Below are 23,912 nucleotides of genomic sequence, written 5' to 3'. Positions count from 1 at the left end.
TCAGTCACCTTGGTAACGCTGCTCTTTCCAGGGGTCGCCGCGGTCGTGGTAACCGTTGCGCTCCCAGAAACCGGGCTCGTCATAGTCCAGCAGCGTGAACTTCGAAATGAACTTGGCGCTCTTCCAGAAATACAGGTGTGGAACCAGCAAGCGAACCGGACCACCGTGTGCTGCCGAAAGGTCTTTGTCCTCATGTGCCCAGACGAGCCAGGCCTTGCCTCCAGTGAGATCAGCAAGCGGCAGGTTCGTGGTGTAGCCAGTAGAGGACGTCGCGAGCACAAACGATGCCGTCGCGCCGATCTCGACCTGATCGAAGAAGATGTCTGTGCTGACGCCGGTGAAGTTGGTCGCCAATTTGGACCAAGTCGTCACGCAATGAATGTCGCCTTCATACTTCGATTCCGGCAAGGCGCGCAGATCCTTCCACGTCCAGGTCCGGGTCTTGTCGACCAGGCCATCAATCGTGAAAGTCCAACGGTCGAAATTGATCGGCGGAGTTACCTCTGCCGTCAGCACCGGCCAGTCTGAACCGACGTCGTATTGCCCGGGCGGCAGTCGCTCGTCTCGGGGGCGTCGCGCTCGGCCACCAAATCCGCGTGAAGCTAATGCCATGACGGCTCCTCTCCTCGATAAACCCTACCGAGAAGAGGAGCCGTGGCACAGCTTAGGCAGCTTCAGCACCTTCGCGGGGCTGACCGGCCTGATCGGATGAGGCTGCCGCGGAAGCAGCCTCCTCCGAAGCGCTCTGAAGCGCTAGCGCGAGAATCTCACCGACGTCGGCGACCAGCCGAACATCGATCGCGGCCAACACATCGGCCGGTACCTCGTCCAAGTCCGGACCATTGCGGGCTGGCAGGAAGACGGTCGTGAGTCCCGCTCGCTGAGCGGCAAGCAGCTTCTGCTTGACGCCGCCGATCGGAAGCACCCTTCCGTTCAGTGTGACCTCACCCGTCATACCGACCTCGGAGCGAACTGGCACGCCGGTCGCCATCGAAACGATCGCGGTGACCATGGTGACGCCGGCCGATGGGCCATCCTTCGGTACCGCACCTGCCGGTACGTGGATGTGGATGCTCCTGTTCAGCACCGCCGGATCCACGCCGAACTCAGCAGCGTGCGAACGGACGTATGACAACGCGATCTGCGCCGACTCCTTCATGACGTCACCGAGCTGACCGGTCAGGGTCAGACCCGCCGTGCCACCGGCAGCCGGTTCGGTTGCCGAAGCCTCGATGAACAACACATCGCCACCCAGGCCGGTTACCGCGAGACCAGTAGCAACGCCAGGTACCGAGGTCCGTTCGTGCGCCTCGGCCGTAAATCTCGCCCGACCGAGGTACTTGCGGAGATCGTCCGGCCCGATCTTGATCTGAGCCGAACCCGGTTCGTTTGCCAACTCCGTTGCAACCTTGCGCAACACCTTGGCGAGCAGCCGCTCCAACTGCCTTACCCCGGCTTCGCGAGTGTGCTCCGAAACCAGCTGGCGTAGTGCGTCGTCGCTCAGTTCCACTTCCTCGGTGCTCAGCGCGGCCCGTTCCAGCTGCCGTGGCAGCAGGTACTGGCGCGCGATCGCAACCTTGTCATCCTCGGTGTAGCCGTCGATGCTCACGAGCTCCATCCGGTCCAACAGCGCCGACGGGATCGATTCGATCACGTTGGCTGTGGCCAGGAACAGCACGTCGGAAAGGTCCAGATCCAGGTCCAGGTAGTGGTCGCGGAACGTGTGGTTCTGCGCCGGGTCCAAGACCTCTAGCAAGGCCGCAGCAGGGTCGCCGCGATAGTCAGCACCGACCTTGTCGATCTCGTCCAACAGGACGACGGGGTTCATCGAACCTGCTTCGCCGATCGCGCGCACGATGCGACCAGGTAGCGCACCGACATAGGTACGGCGGTGCCCACGGATCTCGGCCTCGTCCCGCACCCCACCAAGCGCAACACGAACGAACTTACGTCCAAGTGCCCTGGCGACGCTCTCGCCGAGCGACGTCTTACCAACGCCGGGCGGTCCGACCAGAGCCATGACCGCGCCGGAGCCACGTCCGCCGACTACCTGCAGGCCACGATCGGCCCGCCGGCTGCGGACGGCGAGGTATTCGACGATCCGATCCTTCACGTCGTCGAGACCGTGGTGATCGGCATCGAGAACGGCGCGCGCGGCGGTGATATCAGTGCTGTCGACGGTTCGATTTCCCCACGGCAGCTCCAGGACGGTGTCCAGCCAGGTCCGAATCCAGCCAGCCTCAGGGCCCTGATCACTGGCCCGCTCGAGACGTCCGACTTCGCGAAGCGCGGCCGCGCGAACTGAATCAGGCAAGTCGGCGGACTCGACGCGACCACGGTAGTCCTGGGCGCCGTCGGGTTCGTCCTCGCCGAGCTCCTTGCGGATGGCCGCGAGTTGCTGGCGGAGCAGGAATTCGCGCTGGTTCTGTTCCATGCCCTCGCGAACGTCCTGGCTGATCTTCTCAGAGACCTCGAGTTCTGCCAGGTGGTCGCGTGTCCATTTGATCAACGCTTCCAGCCGCTCGGCTACATCAGGCGTCTCCAGTAGCTGGCGCTTCTGTGCCGATGATAGGTACGACGCATAGCCGGCAGTGTCGGCGAGCTGGCCGGGGTCGACGATCTTCTGAACCGAATCGATCACTTGCCAGGCGTCCCTGCGCTGCAGGTTCGCAATTACCAGCGTCTTGTATTCAGCGGCGAGCTCACGGTCGTGTTCGGTGATCGACCGGTCTGCCACAGGTTCGGCTTCGACCCAGAGCGCGGCTCCGGGTCCCGTTACGCCGGTACCGATCTTGGCTCGAGCACCGGCGCGCAGGACTGCGGCCGGGGCGCCGCCGGCCAGACGGCCGACCTGCTCAATCGTGGCAACTACGCCATACGCGGCGTAGCGATCCTCGAGTCGCGGTGCGAGCAGCAGACTGCCGTCGCTGCTCGTCCTGGCTGCGTCCACGGCTGCCTGGGCTGATTCATCGAGTTCAATCGGTACAACCATGCCGGGCAACACGACGAGGTCGCTGGTTGCCAGCACGGGTAGACGGGTTATGTCGGCCATTGGGCCATCTCCTCACAGTTGAGTCTTGTTCACTCAACCTTGCAGGAGGGCAAGTTGTTCCCGAGCGGATGCTGCCGCTTCAGCGACCGAAATCTGGACTTCAAGTGCGCCGGTCATGAGTCCCAGAGGCCAGTCACGCTCGGGTCGCAGGCCCCGCGCTTGCCGGATCACTGGTTAGGGGTATTTCGGCGGGAGGCTCTTCGGCTAGTGGCGCTTCGGTGACGTCTGCCTCGCCCAATTGAACTTGTGCTACTACCGCGCTGTCGGCACCGCGCCCGGCACCCCGGCGAACCGCCAACGCTCCTATCACCGCGGCGAGCAGGCAGGCTCCCGCAGCAAGCCAGAGCCCCGCGCGGCCTCCGAATTGCTCGCTGACCGCACCGGCGATCGGCCCACCGATCGGAGTCGAGCCGAGAAAGGCGACTGTCCACAGCGAGATCACGCGACCGCGCATGCTCGGCGCCGACTCGAGTTGAAGCGTGGTGTTTGCTTTGGAGAGGAAACCGACGCTCACCGCGCCGACAAGCGCGATGGCAACCATCTCGAGCCAGAGATTTGGTGCGATCGCGGCGCCGGCAAGCACCAGCGCGAAGATCGCGGCCGAATTGACCAGCGACGCCAAGCCGGTGCGACCGCGGGCCGCGACGTAGACCCCTCCGATTACCGCACCGATCCCCATGGCTGCAGTGATGAAGCCGTAGGTTTGAGGGCCGCCGTGGAAGGTCTCCTTCGCGACTACCGGCAGGACGACCTGAAACTCGTACGCCAAGCAGCCGACGAGCGCCATCATCAGCAACGGCGCCAACAGGTTGGGTGTCCGCCGGACGTAGGTGAGCCCCTCGCGCAATTGGCCCTTGGACCGCCGTGTCGGCATCGAAGGTTGCAGCGCGCTGAGGTCAAGCGTGAACAGCGAGAAGACCACGGCGGCGAAGCTGGCGGCGTTCAGCAGGAAGCAGATCCCGAGCCCACCGAGAGCGATGATGACGCCCGCGACGGCTGGGCCGACGGCGCGCGCGGCATTCGCCAGCACGGTATTGAGGGTGACGGCATTGCGCAGGTCAGCCGGACCAACCATCTCCAACACGAAACTTTGCCTGGCCGGGTTCTCGAAGGCGTTGTTCATGCCCAACAGGCAAGCAAGGACGAAGACTTCCCAGAGGTGGACCTGATGGGTGACGGTGAGCGAGCCGAGTACCAGTGCGAGCAGGCCCATAATCGACTGCAGGCTCATCATCAGCTTACGTTTGTCGACCCGATCAGCGACAACGCCGCCGTACGGTCCGAGAAGCAACACCGGCAGCGTCTGCAGGGCCACGAGCAGACCGAGGGCGGTACCCGAGCCGGTCAACTGCAGCACTAGCCACGCCTGGGCCACAGATTGCATCCAGGTCCCGATCAGCGAGACCGCTTGGCCAGAGATATAACGTCGATAGTTCGGTATGGCGAGCGCGGCAAACGCGTCCCGACCAAATCCTTCGAAAGAGGGCCGCTTCAATGAGGTCATCGAAGCCAAACTCACGTATTGCTCGACTTGTGAGCTCGACTCAACGCGTTCGCGTCGGTGCTGATCGGGTCAGGCCGGTGCATCTGCTCGGCGAGGGCCTCGATCGCAGGTATCGCGGCAAGCAGTTGCGCGGCCCTTTCGTCAGACAGCATCGATAGTCGCTCGGCGAAGAGGGTTGTTCGTTCGGCCCGCAGCCGAAGTTGCAAGTTCATGCCCGCCGCGGTGGCTTCCACCAGAACGGCTCGCCCATCATCTGGATGTGTGGAGCGCGTCACCAAGCCCAAAACCTCGAGTTTGCCGATGATGCGAGAGAGCATCGTGGGGTTGAGTCCCTCGAATTCTGCAAGTTCGCTCGCCCCGACCGGGCCGAGCCGAGCAATCGCGGCGAGCACTGACAGTTGTGATCGCGTCATGTCTCCTCTGGACACCTGACGCTCCACAAATCGCGTGATCCGGGCCATCGACATTCTCAGCCGGACGACGTCCTCTTCGACGAAGGTGCCCTGGCTGGACTCGTCGTGGCCTACCGCCCGCTGGTCCCGACTCTGAGTCACTTTGCACCCCACTAATAATTGCCTATCAGCAAGCATACATCAGCTAGACCATCTTTGGCAGCATTTTCCGGGGCCCGGCCCGCTAGCGAGTAGGTCAGGTGGACTGACGGCGCCGGACATTGAGCGTCTCGAGGAGCCGGAGCCAAATTTCACTGGCCGTCGGATAGCTAGGCACCACATGCCATAACACCGATACCGGTATCTTGGCCACGATCGCCATCGTGGCTGAGTGGGTCAACTCCGCAATGCCGGTACCGACGAAAGTTGCACCTACGACGACGTCTTCGCCTTTGTCGATGACCAGCTTGGCGCGGCCGACGTAGTTGTCTCGCAGCACATACGTCCCGGCGAGCGCCGCGAGGTCGTACTCAACGATCTCGATATCCAGACCTGCGTCGCGCGCCTGTGCCTCGGTATAGCCCGCCGAACCCACCTCAGGATCGGTAAACGTCACCTGCGGAACCTGATGATCACGATCGACGACATCGGTGTGGATGCCGTACGCGCGGCCGTCCAGCGGCTCGCCTGCAGCGCGTGCGGCGATCACTTCACCGACGACCCTGGCTTGATACTTGCCCATATGTGTCAGCAGTGCGCGACCGCAGAGATCACCGATGGCATATAGCCATTCTCCGCCTTGCTGGTCGACCTCAGTCACGGTGAGATGATCATCGACAGTTACGAACCCGTTGCCGCGCCAGCCCACGGTGTCAAGACCGAGATCAGCGCTGTTGGGCTTTCGCCCGGCTGCGACAAGGATTTCGTCGGCTACAACCGTCCCCCCGTCGGACATCGTCACCGTGACCTCACCGCCGTGGATGTGCCCCACCGGTGCATCGTTGATCTGCCCCCGAGCAACGGCGGTCACGCGGGTGCCCGTGAAAACCTTGATTCCGAGCGTGTCGAATTGGGCCTGAATGATCTCGCTTGCGAACGGCTCATTCTTGGCCAACAAGCGAGGCGCACCTTCGACAACGGTGACCTCCTGCACTCCGATACCGTTCAGCCAGGTTGCCGCCTCGCAGGCGACCACCCCACCACCGACGATGACAACGCGCTGTGGAATCTCGTGCATGTTCGTCACGTCTCGTGAAACCCAGGGGCGCGCCTCAGCAAGCCCTGGAATCGGGGGTATTGCCGGCGTGCTGCCAGTGTCGAGGACGACAGCGTGTCGCGCACGGATCGTGCGCTCCGTGCCATCGGAACCTGTCACCACCACACTTCGCGAGCCGTTCAAGCGGCCGTAGCCACGAACGACGTCGATGTCGACGCTGATCGCCCAGTCCACCTGAGATGAATCGTCAAGGTGGTTAACAATTTTGTCGCGACGTGCGAGCACCGCCTGGGCATCGAGGACTCGACCTTCGACGAGCTCTTTCATCCCGGGCAGATCTCGGCTGATACCAAGTATCTCCACCGAGCGGAGCAGCGCTTTGCTCGGCATGCACGCCCAGTACGAACATTCGCCACCGACTAACTCCGCTTCGACGATTACAGCATCAAGACCGGAGAACTGGCTCGCGTATTGCGCCGCATTCTCGCCCGCAGCGGCGCCGCCCAGGACGATGACGTCCCACTCGTTGCGATCTGGATCGACTGAAGCACTCATCAGGTATGCCTCTCTGAAGACGTGTGGCCAGATTAGCGGGATAATGGGATTCGCGGGATTCTCGGGACAAGCCCGATTGAGGCGACCGCCTGCCAGAAGTAGGGCTCACCGCAGACAGACCATCGGCGTGGCTTCAGGTGCGCGCGGCCGCCGCGGTCGCCCGCAAGAACTGATCTTGCGTCAAAGGTGTTTCTTTCAGGACAGCAGATAGCCCATCCCTCGCCGCCGGTCGCAGACCAGCGATGAGCAATTCCAGGTGCCGGCGCCAGGCATGGGGCGCAACGGGCCCGCTTGATTCGATCACGCCACCGAGTGACCAGAGGACCATCGAGATGTCCGTCGCCGTGGCATCCGCGCGGATCCGGCCGGCATCCTGACCGCGGCGAAGCAGTTCCGCCAGTAGCAGCCGGAATTCGGCGAGCGCATCAGACTCTGCATCGGAGTGATTCCACAAACTGCGCAGGCACCCAGATTGCAGCGCCTGAAGCTCGCCCGTACCGACGAGCAGTACCTCCAGGCCCGAACCGTCGGGCAGACGTGCGGCCTTGCGGGCTATGTCCTGCATCCTCAAGCGCATCTGACCGACGAGCGCATCGATCAAGGCCTGTTTGGTAGGGAATCGTCGATAGAGGGTCCCAGTGCCGACACCGGCGACGCGGGCAACCTCGTCGACCCCGGCCGACAACCCGTTCTCAGCGAATACCTGACTCGCCGCATCGAGTAGGCGCTGGCGGTTCTCGGCAGCATCACGCCGAAGTGGTCGGGCAGTGGAGGCAGTCATCGACTCACTCGGACTCATCGCCGACGACCGTGCCGCCGGCCACCAACGCCATACCGGGGTGGGACAGCTGCGCCTGCTCCTGCTGGTGTTCGTCGCGGTTCACGTTCAGCTTGGGAATGAGCAGTCCGGCGAGGGCGGACAGCAACAACGCAAGCGCCAGTACGGCGAACGCCATCGTGTACCCAGATTCCTTCGGCAGGCCGCTTGGCTGCAGTTCGGAGGTGACAATACTTGCCACGACGGCGGCGCCGATCGAGCCACCGATGGTTCGAATGTTGGCGTTCATCCCGCTGGCCACACCTGTCTGGTGTGACGGAACGGCGTCAACGATGATGTTCGACATCGCCGAGAATGCCAATCCGAAGCCGGCGCCGAGCAGCGTCATCGAAATGATGATCTGCCAGATTGCCGAGTGCGCCACAGCGAGAATCACGAACGCCGGAACGCACAGCATCGAGCCGGTGATGAGAATCGCTTTCGATCCGAAGCGGGCCGACAGTGCACCGGAGGCGGTGCCCAGCACGAACATCGCCAGCGCCATCGGCATGACGACAAGCCCGGCTTCGGTGATGCTTTGGGAGAACCCGTAGCCCGCGGAGGAAGGCGTCTGCAGGAATTGAGGCATGAATGCAAAGATCGAGTACAGCCCCACGCCGAACAGTAACGACACCAGATTCGTCGTCCACACAGCGGGAATCCGCATCATGCGCATGTCGATCAGCGGCTGAGCCGCTCGAAGCTCGACGAGAACCCAGGCAACGGCGAGGACTATGGCCGCTGCCAGCAAACCGATGACTGACAGGGAGGCCCAGCCCCAGATCGGTGCCTGACTCACAGCAACCAGTAGCGCTATCAGCCATCCGGACAGCAGCAGCGCGGCACCCCAGCTGATCCTTCCCTGTGTGCGCTCGGGCGATTCCGGGACGAAGAAGTAGGTGGCTACCGCTGCCGCCGCAACGATCGCACCCGGAATCCAGAACAACCAGTGGTAGTCGAGCGCGTTCACGATCGGTCCGGCGAGCACCAAGCCCAGCCCACCGCCGATACCAAGCAAAGCAGCGATTACCCCAACAGCGCCGGCAACTTTCTCACGCGGAAACTCGTCGCGAATGATGCCGAAGGACAACGGAATCACGCCTCCGCCGATCCCCTGGATCGCTCGAGCGATGATCATCACCGTGATGGAGCTGGCGACCGCGGCAAGGACGGACCCGACGGCAAGGCTGGCCAAGACGAAGACCATGACCTTTTCCTTGCCGATCATGTCCCCGACCCGGCCGAGGATCGGCGTGCATACCGAGGCCGACAGCAAATATGCCGTCAACACCCAGGTCACAGTGTTCTGCGTCGTGTGCAGATTGGTCTCGAGCAATGGCAAGACCGGGGTCACCAGGGACTGCAACAGCGAATACGCCAGGACCCCTGCGGCGAGGACTACGAAGGTGACCTGATAACGCGATCGCGATGCTGATGTTGACATCTTGAATTCCCAACGAAGACCGATACCGGAGCGACGGCTCCGGCAGCGGTTGAACTTTATCGCTTAAGCGGAGTCAACGTTCCGCATAGGCGCGATGTGCAACGCATCTCACAGGTGGAATGGCGTTTGGCACCCGGCAATCTCGATGAAACATCAGCGCCGTTCGGGCTCAGCGCGGCGCTCAGTGTGGTCACCGACGAGGTCGGAGTCGCGGCGGTCTCGGCGATCGGAACTACGGTCGGTAGCCCGCCGATCGCGTCTATCGGAGCCGTAATCGCGATCCACGGGGACGCGATCGGCAGCCCGACGGTTGTGCGTCGGCGGGGCAACCGGCGGCGCGGCCAGAATCCGGAAGGATCCGGTCCCGTCCGACACGTGCGCCCCGCTTGCGGTTGCGGCGGCACCGCGGTACAGAACGTCCTGCCATCCGACCACGGCCGGCATCGGCGCTGCGCGCCTGCGGCGTCCGCGCGCCGAGATCAGTGAACCGCCTTGCTTACCGGTCTGCTTCTTGTCCGCCTTTTCGGTTACGTACAGGTGCTCGACGAATCCGAGCCACACATCGACGATCGAGTTTCGCAGCCCCATCAAGGCAAAGACGGCATACGTTGCTGTCGCGGCGTTGAACCCGGCAAAAACTGCGTTGCCCCAGTTCGAGTGGTGGACATCGCGCCACAGCGTCAGAACCGAGTATCCGATGATCAGAAAAGGGAAGACCGCGAACAACAACGGCGTGGCGGTTCGATTGCTCACCTTCGGAGTCCGTGCGAACGGAATCTTCTTCGCGGTGATCGCCTGCTGGATCGACTTCAATACACCCGCCAGGTTGACTGGCAGCAGGATGAGGTTGAACCCGTAGATCCGCAGGATGTCGGTGCGCTTGTAGCCACAGCGACGAAGATCGCTTGCCATCGCCATGAAATACGGCAAGGCAGCGAGGACGACAAGCGGGCTCAGCAATTTGCTGTCGAAGGGGTAAGCCAGAAGAAACACGAGCCCGACACTGCTCCACGCCGTTGAGGCCATGTAGTTGATCCTCAACAGTGTCTGCAAGGCGCTGCCGTGCTCGCCTCGCTTCCTTCGTTCACGACTATCGCGCCAGAGCTTCGGCAGGATGAGCAATCCGCCATTGGCCCAACGGCGACGCTGAATACTGAGAGACCCAAAATCGGGTGGGGTCGCTGAATAGCTCAGCCGTTCGGGGTAGTTGATGAGCCGCCAGCCGTGGATGCTCAGATCCAAGCTGGATTCGGTGTCCTCGATAACCGTGCGGTCCTGAACGTAACGGCGAACTTCGTGACCACCCTGATGCTCGACCTCGACGATGTCATCGAGCGCCTTCTTGCGAATAACGGCGTTGGCGCCAACCCAGAAGGTTGCTTCGTAGTAGCTCATGCCCTGGTGCACGATGTGCTGGAGATCAGTTGTCGCTCCAGCCAATCGCTCCATCCGAGTGGAAGAGCCGGGGAACGCCGAATACGGCGTCTGGGCGACGGCGAGTCGGAAGTTCTCCGGTTGGCCCATCAGGTGCACCAGACGGAGGCAATATTCCGGCAGCAGGATGCTGTCAGCGTCCAAAGTAAGTAAGAAATCGGCGTCGGGGATGACGATTGATCCGGTGTTCGCCGACGGAGCAAGCACCAGCCCGTCCGGCGTCTCGCGAGGCTCGAAGCTCCGACCCATCAGGCCGATGTAGCTGTTGAGGTTCATGGCCTTGTTGGCTTCGTGGGACAGCGATGCGTAGAGCTTGCGCTCGAACCAGGTCAGTTCGCCGCGGAACGTCCAGGCCAGCCTTCGGTGCAGTTGCAGCAGTCGAATCTGTGGAAGAACGGCACCTTCAGCTGCTGCGTCGGCGAGCGCCCGGCTGACTTCGGCAAAGTCGGCAGCCAGGACGCCCAAGACCCGATCGGCGAAGAAGCGGTCGACGTGGTCTTCGATGAGTTCTTGTTCCGCTCGCTTGCGAAGCCAGGCTGAAGCCCATCCATACTCCATCGCCAGATCGAGCAACTGCTCTGCAGTCTGCTCGGAATCGGCACGCTGCGAAGTCTCGAATTCCTCTAACGTCCGGGCGAAACGCTCCCGGGGTTCAGCCAACCACGCGGTCAGCTCAGCTGCCAGGCCCCTGGCCGCAGCCAGCGACTCGGAGTGTTCACGCGAGTTCGGATTCGGCGGGTCGTCCAGCAGGAGAACGATCCGCAGATACGGATACTCCTGCAGGGCGGCTGAAAGCAAAGTCTTGCGAACAGTCGCGACCCCCTCGCGGTACGACGGGACGAGGACGGTCATGGTGGGCAGCGTGGTGTCGAATGACTCGTCGATTACGGCTCGCGGCACCCGACGGTGCGCTCGGCTTCGGTATAGCGACCCTTGCCGAGCGACGAGGTACATCAGCGACGAGAGCGTCAGGAAAGACATGATGATGACGTATCCGGTCGTCTCAGACGTGAATCGCATGCCCTGAAAGCCACGATTTACGAATTGCGAGAGGACCGTCACAAATATGTAGGAAGCCCACGCCAACACCGTGAGAACGATGCCGAGCCGGCCGAGAGCGATCTGCGCATCGCTCGCCGCGGGTGCTACAGCCGGTAACGGGTCGACCCGTTTGTCGGCGCCCCACTGGCGTTTCGGCGCGCGTTTTAGGACGGTCAAGCTCATCGAGTCTCCTGTGCGTTACGGAAAGTAGCGCCAGCTCGCACTTAGATCTTCAGTGCGCCCCGTTAGCCGACTTGACACGGAGCATACATCTAACGGAGAGTTTACGTAAAGCCAGCCGAAAACCTTTACAAGGGACCTCCCCGGTCCGCGATGAACGGAGCGCGAGCACCCCATGACCCCCGAAGAACGGGCGCACGCTGCAGCAGTCGGCGAATTCGAGCAAACGCCCGAACCTCGCCGGCGCCTTTCCTGGATTCGCGTCCTCGGGGTCTTCGTCGTGATCGGTGCCATCGCCGCATCTTTGGTCGGATTTCGCAGTGCGAGCAACCATTCGGTGGTCGCGACGGCGTCGACGTCGTTTGCGCCCTACGTAGATGTGACCGCAACTCCACAGTTCGGGTTCGAAGACCCGGCAGCATCGACCTCGACCAACCTCGTTCTCGGCTTCGTCGTCAGCTCCCCCGGTTCTGCCTGCCAGCCGAGCTGGGGCGGCGCATATTCGCTGTCGTCGGCCGCGAGCGGGATGGACCTGGACCGCCGGATCGCTCGGCTGCGGCAACGTGGTGGCGAGGTGTCGGTCTCATTCGGGGGCGCGGCGAACTCCGAACTCAGCATCGGTTGTAAGGATGTCACTCAACTTTCAGCCGCTTACCGATCCGTCATCGACCGCTATTCAGTGAATTCGATAGACCTCGACATCGAAGGCACGACCGCCTCAGCTCCAGACGTAGCCACGAGGCGAGCGATCGCAATCAACGCGCTGCAACAAAGCGAAAAGGCCGCCGGCCACTCGCTCAGCGTTTGGGTCACGCTGCCCGTCAGCCCATCTGGTCTTACCGCCGAAGGCAAAACGGTCCTCAACGCCATGCTTGCCGCACACGTCGAGCTCGCTGGTGTCAATGGCATGACGATGGATTATGGCCAGCCGCTCTCGTCGGGCCAAACGATGGCCAGCCTGAGTGAAGGCGCGCTCACGGCGCTGCAGCAACAGTTGCGAGACGCCTACTCCGCTGCCGGGTCCAGTCTGTCGGATGGGCAGGCATGGCAACACATCGGTGCTACGCCGATGATCGGCCAGAATGACACTGCCTCCGAACGCTTCGAACTCGCGGATGCTCAACAGCTACTCGCGTTCGCCCAGAGCCACCGACTGCGGCGCTTGTCCATGTGGTCGGTGAACCGGGATCAGACCTGTGGCCCGAACTACGCGAATGTCGAGATCGTCTCAAACAATTGCAGCGGCGTCAGCCAAGCGCCAGCCGCATTCACAAAGATCTTCAGCGCATTCAGCAACGACGGTTCGCTCAGCGGTGGCAGCGTACAGCCAAGTCCGACGGCCGGTGCTACGACCGCCACTCCGCCTGCGGGCAGCTCGAACAACTCCGAGACCGGCGTCGATAATCCGGCAACGTCGCCGTACGCGATCTGGAACCCGGCCGCGGCCTACCCTAAGAACACGAAGATCGTCTGGCATCACAACGTTTACCAGGCCAAGTGGTACACCCAAGGCGATACGCCGGACGCACCGGTCGCAACCCCGTCAGACACGCCTTGGACGCTCATCGGACCGGTACTGCCCGGCGAGCACCCTGCTCCGACGCCCACGCTCAAGGCGGGTACCTACCCGACATGGAGTTCGGCGAAGGTCTACGTAGGTGGCGATCGAGTGTTGTTCGAGGGAGTCGGCTACCAGGCGAAGTGGTGGACGCAGGGCGACGCCCCAGGTGCGCCGGTGCTCGCACCTTCTGACACACCGTGGACGTTGATCACCTCGTCCTAGGGTGAGTCCTAGGGTGAGTCGCCTTAGGCTGACAAGCCGTCACGGCAATCTGACGCCGGGGTTTCAGACGGCCGACGGTAGCTTGGCGACCAACGTCAGGACGTCATAGCTCGCTACCACTGCGCCCTCCTGATTCGTCACTACCGCATCCCAACGCACTTCGCCGTAATCGGCCGAAGCCCTAGGCGTGATCTGCTTCGCGGTCAGGGTCACGGTCAAACTGTCGCCTGCCTTGACCGGCGTGAGGAAGCGAAGCGAGTCGACGCCGAAGTTGGCCAGCACCGGGCCAGGACTCGGTTCGACGAACAGGCCCGCGGCCAACGACACCACGAGGTAGCCATGTGCGACGATGCCGCCGAACAGTGGGTTTGCCGCCGCAGCGATGGGATCGGTGTGGGCGTAGAACGTGTCACCGGTAAACTCCGCGAAGTGGTTTATGTCCTCGAGAGAAACCACCCTCGGTCCCGCTACGACCGTGTCGCCCAACCTCAACTGCTCTAGGTGCTTGCGGAACGGGTGGACTGCTGTCTCGTCGCGAGTTGCACCCTGCACCCATCGACCACCGATTGTCGAGAGCATGTCCGGTGACGCCTGAACCGCGGTTCGTTGCATGTGGTGCAGGACGCCTCGGATCCCGCCGAGCTCCTCGCCACCGCCCGCGCGTCCGGGACCGCCATGGACCAAAGTCGGCAGCGGTGACCCATGACCGGTGTTCTCCTTCGCGTCGTCTCGGTCGAGGACGAGAATCCGGCCGTGCCACGGGGCGATACCGAGAACCACTTGGCGCGCTACATCTCGATCATGCGTGACCAACGATCCGACCAGCGATCCCTGACCTCTCGCTGCCAGTTCGATCGCGTCCGAGACTGTCGTATAGGGCAGCACGGTGCTGACCGGCCCGAACGCCTCGACGTCGTGCGGAGCGCGCGCGTCGGGATCATCACAATGCAGCAGCATGGGAGGTACGAATGCGCCGCTGACGGCGTCGGCGCCATGTACTTCGAAGGTGTCAGGATCGCCAAACACCAGTCGGCTTGATTCTGAAAGGGTTTTCACGGCACGCAGCACCTCACCCCGTTGATCGAGGCTGGCCAGGGCGCCCATCGTCACGCCGTCCTGCGCGGGGTCACCTACGACTACGCGCTCGAGGCGTGCGCGAGAGGCATCGATGACGTCAGCGACAAGATTTCTGGGGACGAGTGCGCGGCGTATCGCAGTGCACTTCTGACCCGCCTTGCTGGTCATCTCGTTGACCAATTGCTTCACGAACAGCTCGAACTCTGGTGTGTCCGGGGTTGCATCGGGCCCGAGAATCGCGCAATTCAGCGAGTCAGCCTCCGCATTGAAATGCACGCCTGCCTCCACAACGGCGCGGTGCGCCCGCAATTTCGCCGCTGTCTGTGCGGAGCCGGTGAAGCCAACCATGTCCTGGCCACCGAGGTGGTCGAGGACGCCTGTCGCGCTACCGATCAACAGTTGGACGGACCCCTCCGGCAGCAGGCCGGAGTCGACCATCCGTCGGAATACCAACTCGGTGAGGTAAGCGGTCTGACTGGCTGGCTTCACGACCGTTGGCACGCCCGCCAGGAAGGCCGGCGCCAGCTTTTCAAGCATCCCCCAAACCGGAAAGTTGAAGGCGTTGATCTGAACCATGACACCGCGCCGGCTTGTGTAGATGTGCTGACCTACGAAGGTCCCGTTCTTACCGAGGCTTTCTGGCTGGCCATCGAGGACCAACACGTCATTCGGCAGCTCCCGCTTGCCTTTGCTGGCAAAGCTGAGCAGCGTTCCGAAGCCGCCGTCGACGTCGACGGCCGAATCGCGCTGCGTGGCCCCGGTCGCGGCCGACAGATCGTAGAACTCCTGCTTGTGGTTCATCAGGTATAGCGCGAGGTCCTTCAAGATGGCGGCTCGCTCATGAAAGGTGAGTTCGCCGAGGGCCGCGCCGCCGACCTCGCGCCCGTACTGCAGCATCGCCGAAGCATCGACGCCTGCGGTCGAGACCTGGGCAACCTCGGTGCCGTGCACAGCATCGAGCAGTGCGAGAACAGGCCCTGGCTGCGTCAACCACCGGCCACCGATGTAGCTCTCGAGAACTCTGGTCATGAAGATCCCCTCAATTACCGTCCGTTCGGTCGTTTAATACTGTCACCCCTGGCCGCGCTGCGGTCAAGCGATTCAACCCAGATGCTTGTAGGAGCCTGGTCTCCCACATCGGAGACAGGCTGTCTCGGGTGCTGCCTCGGGTGACAGGCTGTCTCGGGTGACAGGTTTCAGAGCCCGCGCTGACCCGACGACCGGAGGCGGTGCGCCCGCGAGGTCGCTACCCGAAGTCCACCGAAGGCAACCTTGAGCACGGCTTCAGCCAATTCGCCTGCGCTGATGCCGCCATTCGGCCGATACCACTCGGCCAGGGAATTGACCGTCCCGAACAGCAGCCGGCTTGTCACGGCAGGGTCGATATCAGAACGAAGGTCTCCCTCGTTCGCAGCAGCCTGCACAAGATCGCTAACGAGACGGTCGAACTCCCGTCGACGGGCCAACGCCTGCAGCTCCACCGGCGTGTTGCCTCGCACGCGTAGCAGCAGCGTGACGTATGGCAGCTCGTGAATCAAAACCTCAACGCTGCGGTACACCAGGTGTTCGAGGCGATCTATCGCGGGGCCTTCGGTGGTTTCAGGTTCGTCCGTCACGGCGAACAGCGCGTCGAGGGCTCGGTTGAGCGCAAGACGCAGCAGCTCCTCTTTGCCATCGACGTGGTGATAAATCGACGACTTACCGATGCCCAGCTTCGCTGACAGGTCCTCCATGCTGGTGCCGTCGTAGCCTCGCTCATTGAAGACCGTCACAACTACAGCCAGCAATGAGTCGAGGTCATAGCCCGGCCGGCCGCGACGAGCCGGGACCGGCTTGTCTCGATCCACACGATTGACGCTGTTGACCGAAGGGCTCATGGCTGCATTGTCTCAGCTGGGCGAGCAAAACGTGCTTCGGACACCACCGGCAACTACATGCGGCTGCTGAGGCCGGGCACCTTAAGGCGAACGTGCCAGAACTGCTTGTGCCCGTCGCGGTGTTCATGCACAATCAAGGAACCGACCGATCGTTCGGTAATGAGGTGAGCGCATGCCCCACTCTGGAGTGGAATCGATGAACGACCCTAGGACCTTGGCCGCCGGTGGGAGGCCTACGGACAGCGGGCTCCAAAGCGGCTTCGACGAGACGATCTCTCGCGGTCAGCGTATCGAGCCCCGTGACTGGATGCCTGACGGGTATCGAAACACTCTTATTCGACAGATCGCTCAGCATGCTCATTCCGAGATCATCGGGATGCAGCCCGAGGGCGACTGGCTGACCAAGGCACCCTCGTTGCGTCGCAAAGCCATCTTGATGGCGAAGGTCCAGGACGAAGCCGGCCACGGCTTGTACCTGTACTCAGCGGCCGAGACACTCGGCGCTGACAGGACGGATCTGACGCACAAGCTCATCCAGGGACGACAAAAGTACTCGTCGATCTTCAACTACCCTACGCTCACCTTCGCCGACGTCGGTGTCATCGGCTGGCTGGTCGACGGCGCCGCGATCTGCAATCAGGTGCCACTGTGCCGAAGCTCCTACGGGCCGTACGCCCGCGCCATGATCCATGTCTGCAAAGAAGAATCCTTTCACCAACGGCAAGGTTTCGAGCTTCTGATGACAATGAGGCGCGGCACCGAGGCGCAACGTTCGATGGTTCAAGATGCCGTAAACCGTTGGTGGTGGCCTTCGTTGATGATGTTCGGGCCTCCTGATGCGGATTCCCCTAATACCGAACAGTCAATGGCCTGGGGCATCAAGCGGCATACCAACGATGAGCTTCGCCAGCGATACGTCGACATGTCGGTTCCGCAGGCGGAAGCCCTTGGAGTCTCATTTCCAGATGAACGGATCAGCTGGAATGCCGAGCGTGACCATTATGATTTCTCGCCGCCCGATTGGAACGAGTTCATGCAGGTTATACAAGGGAATGGTCCGTGCAACGTCGAGCGAGTAACGCGCCGTAGAAATGCTCACGAGGACGGAAAGTGGGTTCGAGACGCGGCCACGGCCTTCGCGGCGCAGGTCGCAACCTCGGCAAGCTCGTCATGACGAAACGTAGTGAAGATACCGTCGAGTCAGCCGTGGAGGCCGCCGTTGATGTCGGCTGGCCGCTCTATGAGGTCTTCGTGAGGGCCAAGCGAGGTCTGAATCACGTGCACGTGGGTTCTCTGCACGCTGCCGACGACGAGATGGCACTCAGGCACGCCCGAGACGCCTACACCCGTCGGAACGAGGGCGTCAGCATCTGGGTGGTGGCGTCGGCCGACGTCAAGGCATCGAGCCCTGACGAGAAAGACCCATTCTTCGCACCCAGCGGGGACAAGGTCTACCGCCATCCGACGTTCTACGAGATTCCGGACAACGTCCCGCATATGTGAGGCCTTACCCGAGCCCAGCAGCACACCGCCCGAATTTGCCAGAGAGGAGAAACATGCCCGATCAGGATCTGGACCACGACAACGCGTATGGCGGATTGATCGAGAGTGGCGAAAGCATGGAAGACCATCATTGGGCTTTCGGCACGAACTTCGATGACCCTCTCGCCGGCGTGGCGATCGAGACGCCCGCTGGCGTCGACGGCCACGATCTGGCTATTTACAGTCTGATGTTGGCCGACGACGCGCTCATCATGTCCCAACGACTCGCGCAGTGGAGCACCTGCGCTCCAGAACTCGAAGAAGAGCTCGCCCTGGCGAACATCGGTCTCGATCTGCTCGGACAGGCCCGATTGCTGTTGGCGCGAGCAGCCGCGGCAGATGCTTCCGTGGTCCCCGGACTACCGGCAGGCTCACCCGTACCATCCGAGGACGCGCTGGCTTTCTTCCGTGACCAAACGCAGTTCCGCAATGTTCGGCTCACCGAACTCGAGAACGGCGACTTCGCACTTTCGATGTTCCGCTTGGCTGTCTTCTCCATCTGGCGGTTGGAAATGTTCAAGCGTCTGACCGAATCCAAAGACAACGTGCTGGCCGCGGTGGCGGTCAAAGGCGTCAAAGAGATGACTTACCACCGCGACTACGCGGCACGTTGGTGTGTCACCCTCGCCCGCGGTACCGCCGAATCCCGCCTTCGCATAGAACGCGGTATCCAGGCCATTTGGCCCTTCGTCGCCGAACTGTTCTTCGACAACGCGATCGAGCAACGGATGGCTCAGTCAGGCGTCGGTGTTGTCTCTGCCGAGTTGCGGTCTGAATTCGACCTGGTCGTTGATCAGCTGGTCGAGGCTGCTGAGCTCTCGAGCCCGCGCGCTAAGACAGCGACGGCAATTGCCGGGCTCGCTGGCCGCGACGGCATTCATACCGAGGCCATGGGGGCGCTGCTCGCGGAATTGCAGAGCGTGGCCCGCGCGCACCCCTGCGGGCGGTGGTGATGACGACTCCCCTCGAGCGCGCCTGGACAGCCGTGGGCGCGGTCGCTGATCCAGAAATGCCCATGCTGAGCCTGGTTGATCTCGGCATCGTTCGAGAGGTCGGACTCGTAGACGAGACGTTGGTCGTGTCGATAACGCCGACGTATTCGGGTTGCCCGGCGATGAGCACCATCAGGGTCGACCTGCAGCGAGCATTGAGCGATGCCGGTTTTGCCCGTGCCGAAGTGCGCACCGTGCTGCGCCCTGCGTGGAGTTCGGAATGGATCACGCCGGCCGGCCGGCAGAAGCTACGCGAAAACGGCATAGCTCCGCCTGAGGTCACCGACCGCATCACCGCCGACGTGCCTCGAGGTCGAATTCCGCTCACGTTGGTCCGGCGCGCGCAGGCGGTGCATTGTCCACAATGCGGCTCGACCGATACCCGCTTGACCTCCGAATTTGGTTCTACCGCCTGCAAATCGATGCACCGTTGCCGTTCCTGCGCCGAGCCGTTCGACCATGTCAAGGAGATCTAGGACCATGTGGACCTCACAGCGGGACGACCTCGTGGGGCGAGCAGGCCTCAGTTCGTCAAAGGGCCAGCCGCGTCGCCGGCAATTCCACCCCTTGTCGGTGCGGTCGGTCCAGCCCCTGTGCGACGACGCAGTCGCGATCAGCTTCGAGATCCCGCCGGCGCTGGTCGAGACGTTCGCGTTTGTTCCTGGCCAGTCCGTCACCCTTCGTCGCACGATCGATGGTCGGGAGGAGCGCCGTTCGTACTCGATCTGCGCGCCCGTCGGCGACCTTGTTCGGGTGGGGATCCGCGAGGTCCCGGGTGGGGTCTTCTCGTCGTGGTTGGTCCACCAGGTTCATCCGGGCGAAGTTCTGGAGGTCCAGGCGCCCGCTGGTTCCTTCACACCCGATCTCGCTGCCGGCGGCCGTCACGTACTGATCGCGGCAGGTTCCGGCATCACGCCAGTTCTTTCGATAGCGGCCTCCCTGCTGATCGACTCTGACGCCCAGGTGACGCTCTTCTACGGAAATCGTCGGACGACATCGGTCATGTTCGCCGAGGAGCTCTCCGACCTCAAGGATCGATTCGGCCCGCGACTCGAACTTGTCCACGTGCTCTCGCGGGAACCGCGCGACGTAGAGCTCTTCACGGGGCGCCTGGATGCTGAGCGAGTTCGCTTGCTGCTACACCTTCTGGTGCCCGTTGGCGACGTCGATCATTTCTGGTTATGCGGACCGCTTGGCATGGTCGACGACGCAATCCGAGTGCTACGAGAATTGGGCGTGCCCGAAGGTCGCATGCATCGCGAGCTGTTCTACGTCGAGGACGTGGCACCAGAAACTCGTACGAACGGCCCCGAATCCGACCGCGACCCGAATGCCGGCGAGCCCACCTCAGCGGTCACCATAATTCTCGACGGCCGTTCCACCACCCTCCCGCTACGCCGCGACGTCCCTGTGCTCGATTCCGCCCAAGTGTCGCGGTCGGACCTTCCATTCGCGTGCAAAGGTGGTGTCTGCGGTACCTGCAGGGCGAGAGTGACGTCCGGCACCGTGGATATGCGTCGCAACTATGCGCTCGAGGTCAGCGAGGTGGAAGCAGGCTTCGTACTTACCTGCCAGTCGCTTCCGACCAGCGATGAGGTCACCGTTGACTACGATGCGTGATCCGTATACCGGCGCCGACGGACCTGCCCGGCGAACCCGGAGCCCTCATGTCTGAGCCACGATCACCGATCGAAACCGCATCACGCGACGAGATTGCCGCACTGCAGCTGAGCCGAATGCGTTGGTCTTTGCAGCACGCCTACGACAACGTTGGTCACTATCGCCGTGCCTTCGACACGGCGGGTGTACATCCGTCCGACCTACATCAGCTCAGCGACATCGCGTTGTTCCCGTTTACCACGAAGGCCGATCTACGGGACAACTACCCGTTCGGCATGCTCGCAGTTCCGATGGGTGAAGTGTCGAGAGTGCATGCCTCTAGCGGGACGACCGGGCGGCCAACGGTGGTCGGATATACGGCGACCGATCTCGACCTTTGGGCCGAGCTGATGGCTCGATCTCTACACGCCGCTGGTGTTCGGCGCGGGGACAGGGTTCATGTCGCCTACGGGTACGGACTGTTTACCGGCGGCCTCGGGGCCCACTACGGTGCTGAGCGGCTGGGATGCACAGTAATTCCGGCATCAGGTGGGATGACCGAGCGTCAGATTCAGTTGATTTCAGACTTTGAACCCGACGCAATCCTTGTCACCCCGTCCTACATGTTGACAATCGTCGACGCGATGGAGCGTCAAGGCCTCGCAGCGCGGAACACGTCGCTACGCGTCGGCGTATTCGGCGCCGAACCATGGACTGAAAAGATGCGGGGCGAGCTCGAACAGCGGATTGCCATCGACGCCGTAGACATTTATGGACTGTCCGAGGTAATGGGACCCGGAGTGGCACAAGAGTGCGTCGAGACCAAGGATGGCCTGCACATCTGGGAAGACCATTTCTATCCTGAAATCGTCGATCCGATGACCGGCGAGGTATTGCCCGACGGCGAGATCGGCGAGCTGGTCTTCACCTCGCTGACCAAAGAGGCGATGCCGGTGGTGCGCTATCGCACCCGTGACCTCACCAGGCTGTTGCCGGGCACGGCGCGGACGATGCGGCGCATGCAGAAGGTAACCGGTCGCAGCGACGACATGATCATCTTGCGCGGTGTGAATCTTTTTCCGACACAAATCGAAGAACTCATCCTCGGTATCGACGCCCTTGCTCCGCAGTTTCAGTGCGTACTCGATCGGCCAGACCGGCTTGATCGGCTAACCGTGAACGTTGAGTACCGGCCAGGAACGGACGCCGTGTCTCAGGCAGATGCTTGCACGGCGTTGAAACAGCGAGTCAAAAATCGAATTGGTGTCACAATCGAGGTGGCGGTATTGCCGCCCGAAAGCATCGAGTTCTCGATGGGCAAAGCCCGGCGGCTGCTCGACCATCGCCCGAAAGGCTGATTTGCGGAACGCCCACCCGATGCTTTGACTCGAATGCGCGCAGCGGCGATGAGATGAACCTCTCGTGAGGGTGATGTCCAGCAGCCGAGACGGCTGTGCTGAAATCATTCCATGAACGATGCCTTCGATGACGTCCTGAAAGCGAACGCCGAATACGCCGCCGGGTACCAGAACCCGCATCTGCAGGGACGCGCAGCCAAGGGTCTGGCCGTCGTGACCTGCATGGATTCGCGGATCGAGCCGCTAGCGATGCTGGGCCTGGCCAAGGGCGATGCAAAGATTCTCAGAAACGCTGGCGCCCGCGTCACCGATGACGTCCTTCGAACCCTGGTGCTCGCCGTCCATTTGCTTGACGTCCGCCGGGTCATGGTCGTAGCCCACACTGATTGCAGGATGTCGAAAGTCACCGACGAGCAGGTTTACCAAGACATTATGGAGATCTCGGGGATCGATACTCGTAGCCTCGATTTCGGAACGATCTCTGACCAGCGCGCAGTACTGGCCAAGGATGTTCGGCGCATCTTGAGCTCACCGTACCTGCCCGACGAGCTCGCCGTCATCGGCTGTATCTATGACCTCGAAACCGGCGGCCTCAGCGTCGAGGTCACGGACTGAGCTTGCGTGGCTGCACCGACGGAACCGATTCCGCTGCCCCGTAGTCCCGAGTGACTGTGGCCACTCGAACCTGGTAGTTCAGGTACCAGATCGCGCGTCCCCGACGTTGGACGATCAGATGGGCTGCCACGTCCTTCCACGCACGAGCCGCATCGTCGTCGACCCAGTAAGAGACCGTAATTCCAAGGCCGTCCCGCGCGCTTTCGATGCCCAGATAACCAGGCTGGCTATGAGCCAATTCCTCCATCGCAGCTGAAGCGGCCTCATAGCCGTTGTCCCCCTCGCTGCGAACAGAGGTGAAAATGACTGCGGTGTAGGGCGGCCGCGGCGTCGAGGCGATATTTGCGTCGCCGCTAGCTCGGCTGTCCGGCTGTCGCGTGGGTCCGCCGTCGGTGCCCGCCATGAGTACATCCTCTCGTATCGCCCCACCACTTGGCGTGGGAATTTCGCCTCGCTATCGGGTGGGACTACGTAATATCGGCCGCGTGACTGGCACATCCGATTCCAGCTCGCACGTCGCCGACTCGGGTCCTCATCTATTGGATCGCCGGGACTACTTAGATCGCCGGGACGACTTAGATCCCCGGGACGACTTGGGTACGCCTGTTCGACTGTCTGCAGCCCCGTCGCGGGTGGTCTCACTCGTGCCCTCACTAACGGAGGCGATCGCGACGACACAGCCGCAGTTACTTGTAGGTGCTACGGATTGGTGCACTCATCCCGCCGGGTTGAGCGTCACTCGGGTGCGCGGGACGAAGAATCCCGATATCGCCAAGATCATTGGCCTTCATGCCGATCTCGTTGTCTGTAATCAGGAAGAGAATCGAAAGATCGACGTCGATCGTTTGCGCGCGGCCGGCGTGACCGTCTGGGTCACGAGAATCGAGACGCTCGATGAGGCGTTCACCGCCTTGGACCGCTTGTTCGGTGTCGCGTTGCGCGTTGACAGCCCGGCCTGGCTCGATGAGGCGCGGGCACTCTGGACCGGGCCGGGCTCGGCGGTGCCAAACACTGTCAGGACAGCAGCGATACCGATCTGGCGCGACCCGTGGATGGTAATTGGCGGCCACACGTTTGCTGATGATCTGCTGAAACATATGCAAATCGAGAACGTCTTCGGCGACCCCGCTGATCGCTACCCCCATGTGTCCGTCCAAGAGATTGTGGTGCGGCGCCCTGACATAGTGATCTTGCCCGACGAACCTTACCCATTCGCAGTCTCGGATGGGCCAGAAGCGTTTGCCAGCGCGGCTGACGGCCGGCCGATCGACGTGGTTTTCGTCAGCGGCCGCCACCTGACGTGGTACGGACCCTCACTCGTAGAGGCCCATCAGACGCTCGCGGCACAACTCCAGCGGTGATGCCAGTCTCCCAGAGTTGCTAGGACGTCCTAGTAAGTGGTGTACTGGATGTACTAGGACGTCCTAGCATTTG

The 23,912-nt window shown here is 62.2% G+C and carries 20 protein-coding genes; 9 read left to right on the top strand and 11 right to left on the bottom strand.

Going from position 1 to position 23,912, the window contains the following annotated elements; all coding sequences use genetic code 11:
* The 8 genes from ACSMXN_RS10480 to ACSMXN_RS10445 all read right to left on the bottom strand — a co-directional run bounded on the left by ACSMXN_RS10480 (window position 1) and on the right by ACSMXN_RS10445 (window position 11,638).
* Window positions 1-612 carry a molybdopterin-dependent oxidoreductase gene (locus ACSMXN_RS10480; RefSeq protein WP_022912608.1) on the bottom strand — a complete coding sequence of 204 codons (612 nt, stop codon included), beginning with the start codon at window positions 610-612 and terminating at the stop codon, window positions 1-3.
* Window positions 613-664: 52 nt separating this feature from the next.
* On the bottom strand, window positions 665-3,052 hold the full coding sequence (lon, locus tag ACSMXN_RS10475; protein WP_022912607.1) for an endopeptidase La: 2,388 nt from the start codon (window positions 3,050-3,052) through the stop codon (window positions 665-667).
* Between the two features lie 133 nt (window positions 3,053-3,185).
* A complete protein-coding gene (locus ACSMXN_RS10470; RefSeq protein WP_027139273.1) occupies window positions 3,186-4,556 on the bottom strand; it encodes an MFS transporter in 1,371 nt (456 codons plus the stop codon).
* A gap of 11 nt (window positions 4,557-4,567) precedes the next feature.
* Window positions 4,568-5,110, bottom strand: coding sequence for a MarR family transcriptional regulator (locus tag ACSMXN_RS10465; RefSeq protein ID WP_022912605.1), 543 nt, complete (start codon window positions 5,108-5,110; stop codon window positions 4,568-4,570).
* A gap of 94 nt (window positions 5,111-5,204) precedes the next feature.
* Window positions 5,205-6,719 carry a dihydrolipoyl dehydrogenase family protein gene (locus tag ACSMXN_RS10460; RefSeq protein WP_022912604.1) on the bottom strand — a complete coding sequence of 505 codons (1,515 nt, stop codon included), beginning with the start codon at window positions 6,717-6,719 and terminating at the stop codon, window positions 5,205-5,207.
* Window positions 6,720-6,852: 133 nt separating this feature from the next.
* Window positions 6,853-7,500, bottom strand: a complete 648-nt coding sequence (locus ACSMXN_RS10455; RefSeq protein ID WP_051148809.1) for a TetR/AcrR family transcriptional regulator — start codon at window positions 7,498-7,500, stop codon at window positions 6,853-6,855.
* A gap of 4 nt (window positions 7,501-7,504) precedes the next feature.
* A complete protein-coding gene (locus tag ACSMXN_RS10450) occupies window positions 7,505-8,980 on the bottom strand; it encodes an MFS transporter (protein ID WP_022912602.1) in 1,476 nt (491 codons plus the stop codon).
* A 153-nt stretch (window positions 8,981-9,133) separates the two neighbouring features.
* The gene (locus ACSMXN_RS10445) at window positions 9,134-11,638 is read right to left on the bottom strand and encodes a glycosyltransferase family 2 protein (RefSeq protein WP_022912601.1); all 2,505 of its coding nucleotides are present in this window, start codon (window positions 11,636-11,638) and stop codon (window positions 9,134-9,136) included.
* A 172-nt stretch (window positions 11,639-11,810) separates the two neighbouring features.
* Here ACSMXN_RS10445 and ACSMXN_RS10440 point away from each other — a divergent pair, with 172 nt between their 5' ends.
* Window positions 11,811-13,418 carry a carbohydrate-binding protein gene (locus ACSMXN_RS10440; protein WP_022912600.1) on the top strand — a complete coding sequence of 536 codons (1,608 nt, stop codon included), beginning with the start codon at window positions 11,811-11,813 and terminating at the stop codon, window positions 13,416-13,418.
* A 63-nt stretch (window positions 13,419-13,481) separates the two neighbouring features.
* Here the strand turns inward: ACSMXN_RS10440 and paaZ are convergent, their stop codons facing one another.
* Complete coding sequence (gene paaZ, locus ACSMXN_RS10435) at window positions 13,482-15,524, bottom strand: phenylacetic acid degradation bifunctional protein PaaZ (protein ID WP_022912599.1); 2,043 nt, start codon at window positions 15,522-15,524, stop codon at window positions 13,482-13,484.
* Between the two features lie 167 nt (window positions 15,525-15,691).
* Window positions 15,692-16,372 carry a TetR family transcriptional regulator gene (locus ACSMXN_RS10430; RefSeq protein ID WP_022912598.1) on the bottom strand — a complete coding sequence of 227 codons (681 nt, stop codon included), beginning with the start codon at window positions 16,370-16,372 and terminating at the stop codon, window positions 15,692-15,694.
* Between the two features lie 196 nt (window positions 16,373-16,568).
* Between ACSMXN_RS10430 and paaA the strand changes: the two genes are divergently transcribed.
* From paaA to ACSMXN_RS10395, 7 genes are all read left to right on the top strand, one after another.
* Window positions 16,569-17,546 carry a 1,2-phenylacetyl-CoA epoxidase subunit PaaA gene (gene paaA, locus ACSMXN_RS10425; RefSeq protein ID WP_051148823.1) on the top strand — a complete coding sequence of 326 codons (978 nt, stop codon included), beginning with the start codon at window positions 16,569-16,571 and terminating at the stop codon, window positions 17,544-17,546.
* Complete coding sequence (paaB, locus tag ACSMXN_RS10420; RefSeq protein ID WP_022912596.1) at window positions 17,543-17,875, top strand: 1,2-phenylacetyl-CoA epoxidase subunit PaaB; 333 nt, start codon at window positions 17,543-17,545, stop codon at window positions 17,873-17,875. Before paaA ends, paaB begins: the two co-directional genes overlap by 4 nt.
* Before the next feature lie 53 nt (window positions 17,876-17,928).
* Window positions 17,929-18,867, top strand: coding sequence for a 1,2-phenylacetyl-CoA epoxidase subunit PaaC (gene paaC / locus ACSMXN_RS10415; RefSeq protein ID WP_022912595.1), 939 nt, complete (start codon window positions 17,929-17,931; stop codon window positions 18,865-18,867).
* Window positions 18,867-19,382: a 1,2-phenylacetyl-CoA epoxidase subunit PaaD gene (gene paaD, locus ACSMXN_RS10410; RefSeq protein WP_027139270.1), complete on the top strand. Its 516-nt coding sequence runs from the start codon at window positions 18,867-18,869 to the stop codon at window positions 19,380-19,382. The genes paaC and paaD overlap by 1 nt, the downstream gene beginning before the upstream one ends.
* Before the next feature lie 4 nt (window positions 19,383-19,386).
* Window positions 19,387-20,526 (top strand): 1,2-phenylacetyl-CoA epoxidase subunit PaaE, encoded by a 1,140-nt coding sequence (gene paaE / locus ACSMXN_RS10405; RefSeq protein ID WP_022912593.1) that lies wholly within the window; start codon window positions 19,387-19,389, stop codon window positions 20,524-20,526.
* A gap of 47 nt (window positions 20,527-20,573) precedes the next feature.
* Entirely contained in the window at window positions 20,574-21,863 is a 1,290-nt protein-coding gene (gene paaK, locus ACSMXN_RS10400) for a phenylacetate--CoA ligase PaaK (RefSeq protein WP_027139268.1), read from the top strand.
* 111 nt (window positions 21,864-21,974) lie between these two features.
* Window positions 21,975-22,478, top strand: coding sequence for a beta-class carbonic anhydrase (locus tag ACSMXN_RS10395; protein WP_022912591.1), 504 nt, complete (start codon window positions 21,975-21,977; stop codon window positions 22,476-22,478).
* Here the strand turns inward: ACSMXN_RS10395 and ACSMXN_RS10390 are convergent.
* Window positions 22,468-22,881, bottom strand: coding sequence for an antibiotic biosynthesis monooxygenase family protein (locus ACSMXN_RS10390; protein WP_022912590.1), 414 nt, complete (start codon window positions 22,879-22,881; stop codon window positions 22,468-22,470). The two genes, ACSMXN_RS10395 and ACSMXN_RS10390, sit on opposite strands and share 11 nt — an antisense overlap.
* A gap of 136 nt (window positions 22,882-23,017) precedes the next feature.
* Between ACSMXN_RS10390 and ACSMXN_RS10385 the strand changes: the two genes are divergently transcribed.
* The gene (locus ACSMXN_RS10385) at window positions 23,018-23,839 is read left to right on the top strand and encodes a helical backbone metal receptor (protein WP_081649033.1); all 822 of its coding nucleotides are present in this window, start codon (window positions 23,018-23,020) and stop codon (window positions 23,837-23,839) included.
* Window positions 23,840-23,912: the final 73 nt, after the last annotated feature.

Source organism: Parajatrophihabitans canadensis (assembly GCF_053764775.1).
The sequence above is the reverse complement of the archived record's forward strand: the minus strand, read 5'-3'. Positions and strand labels throughout refer to the sequence as shown.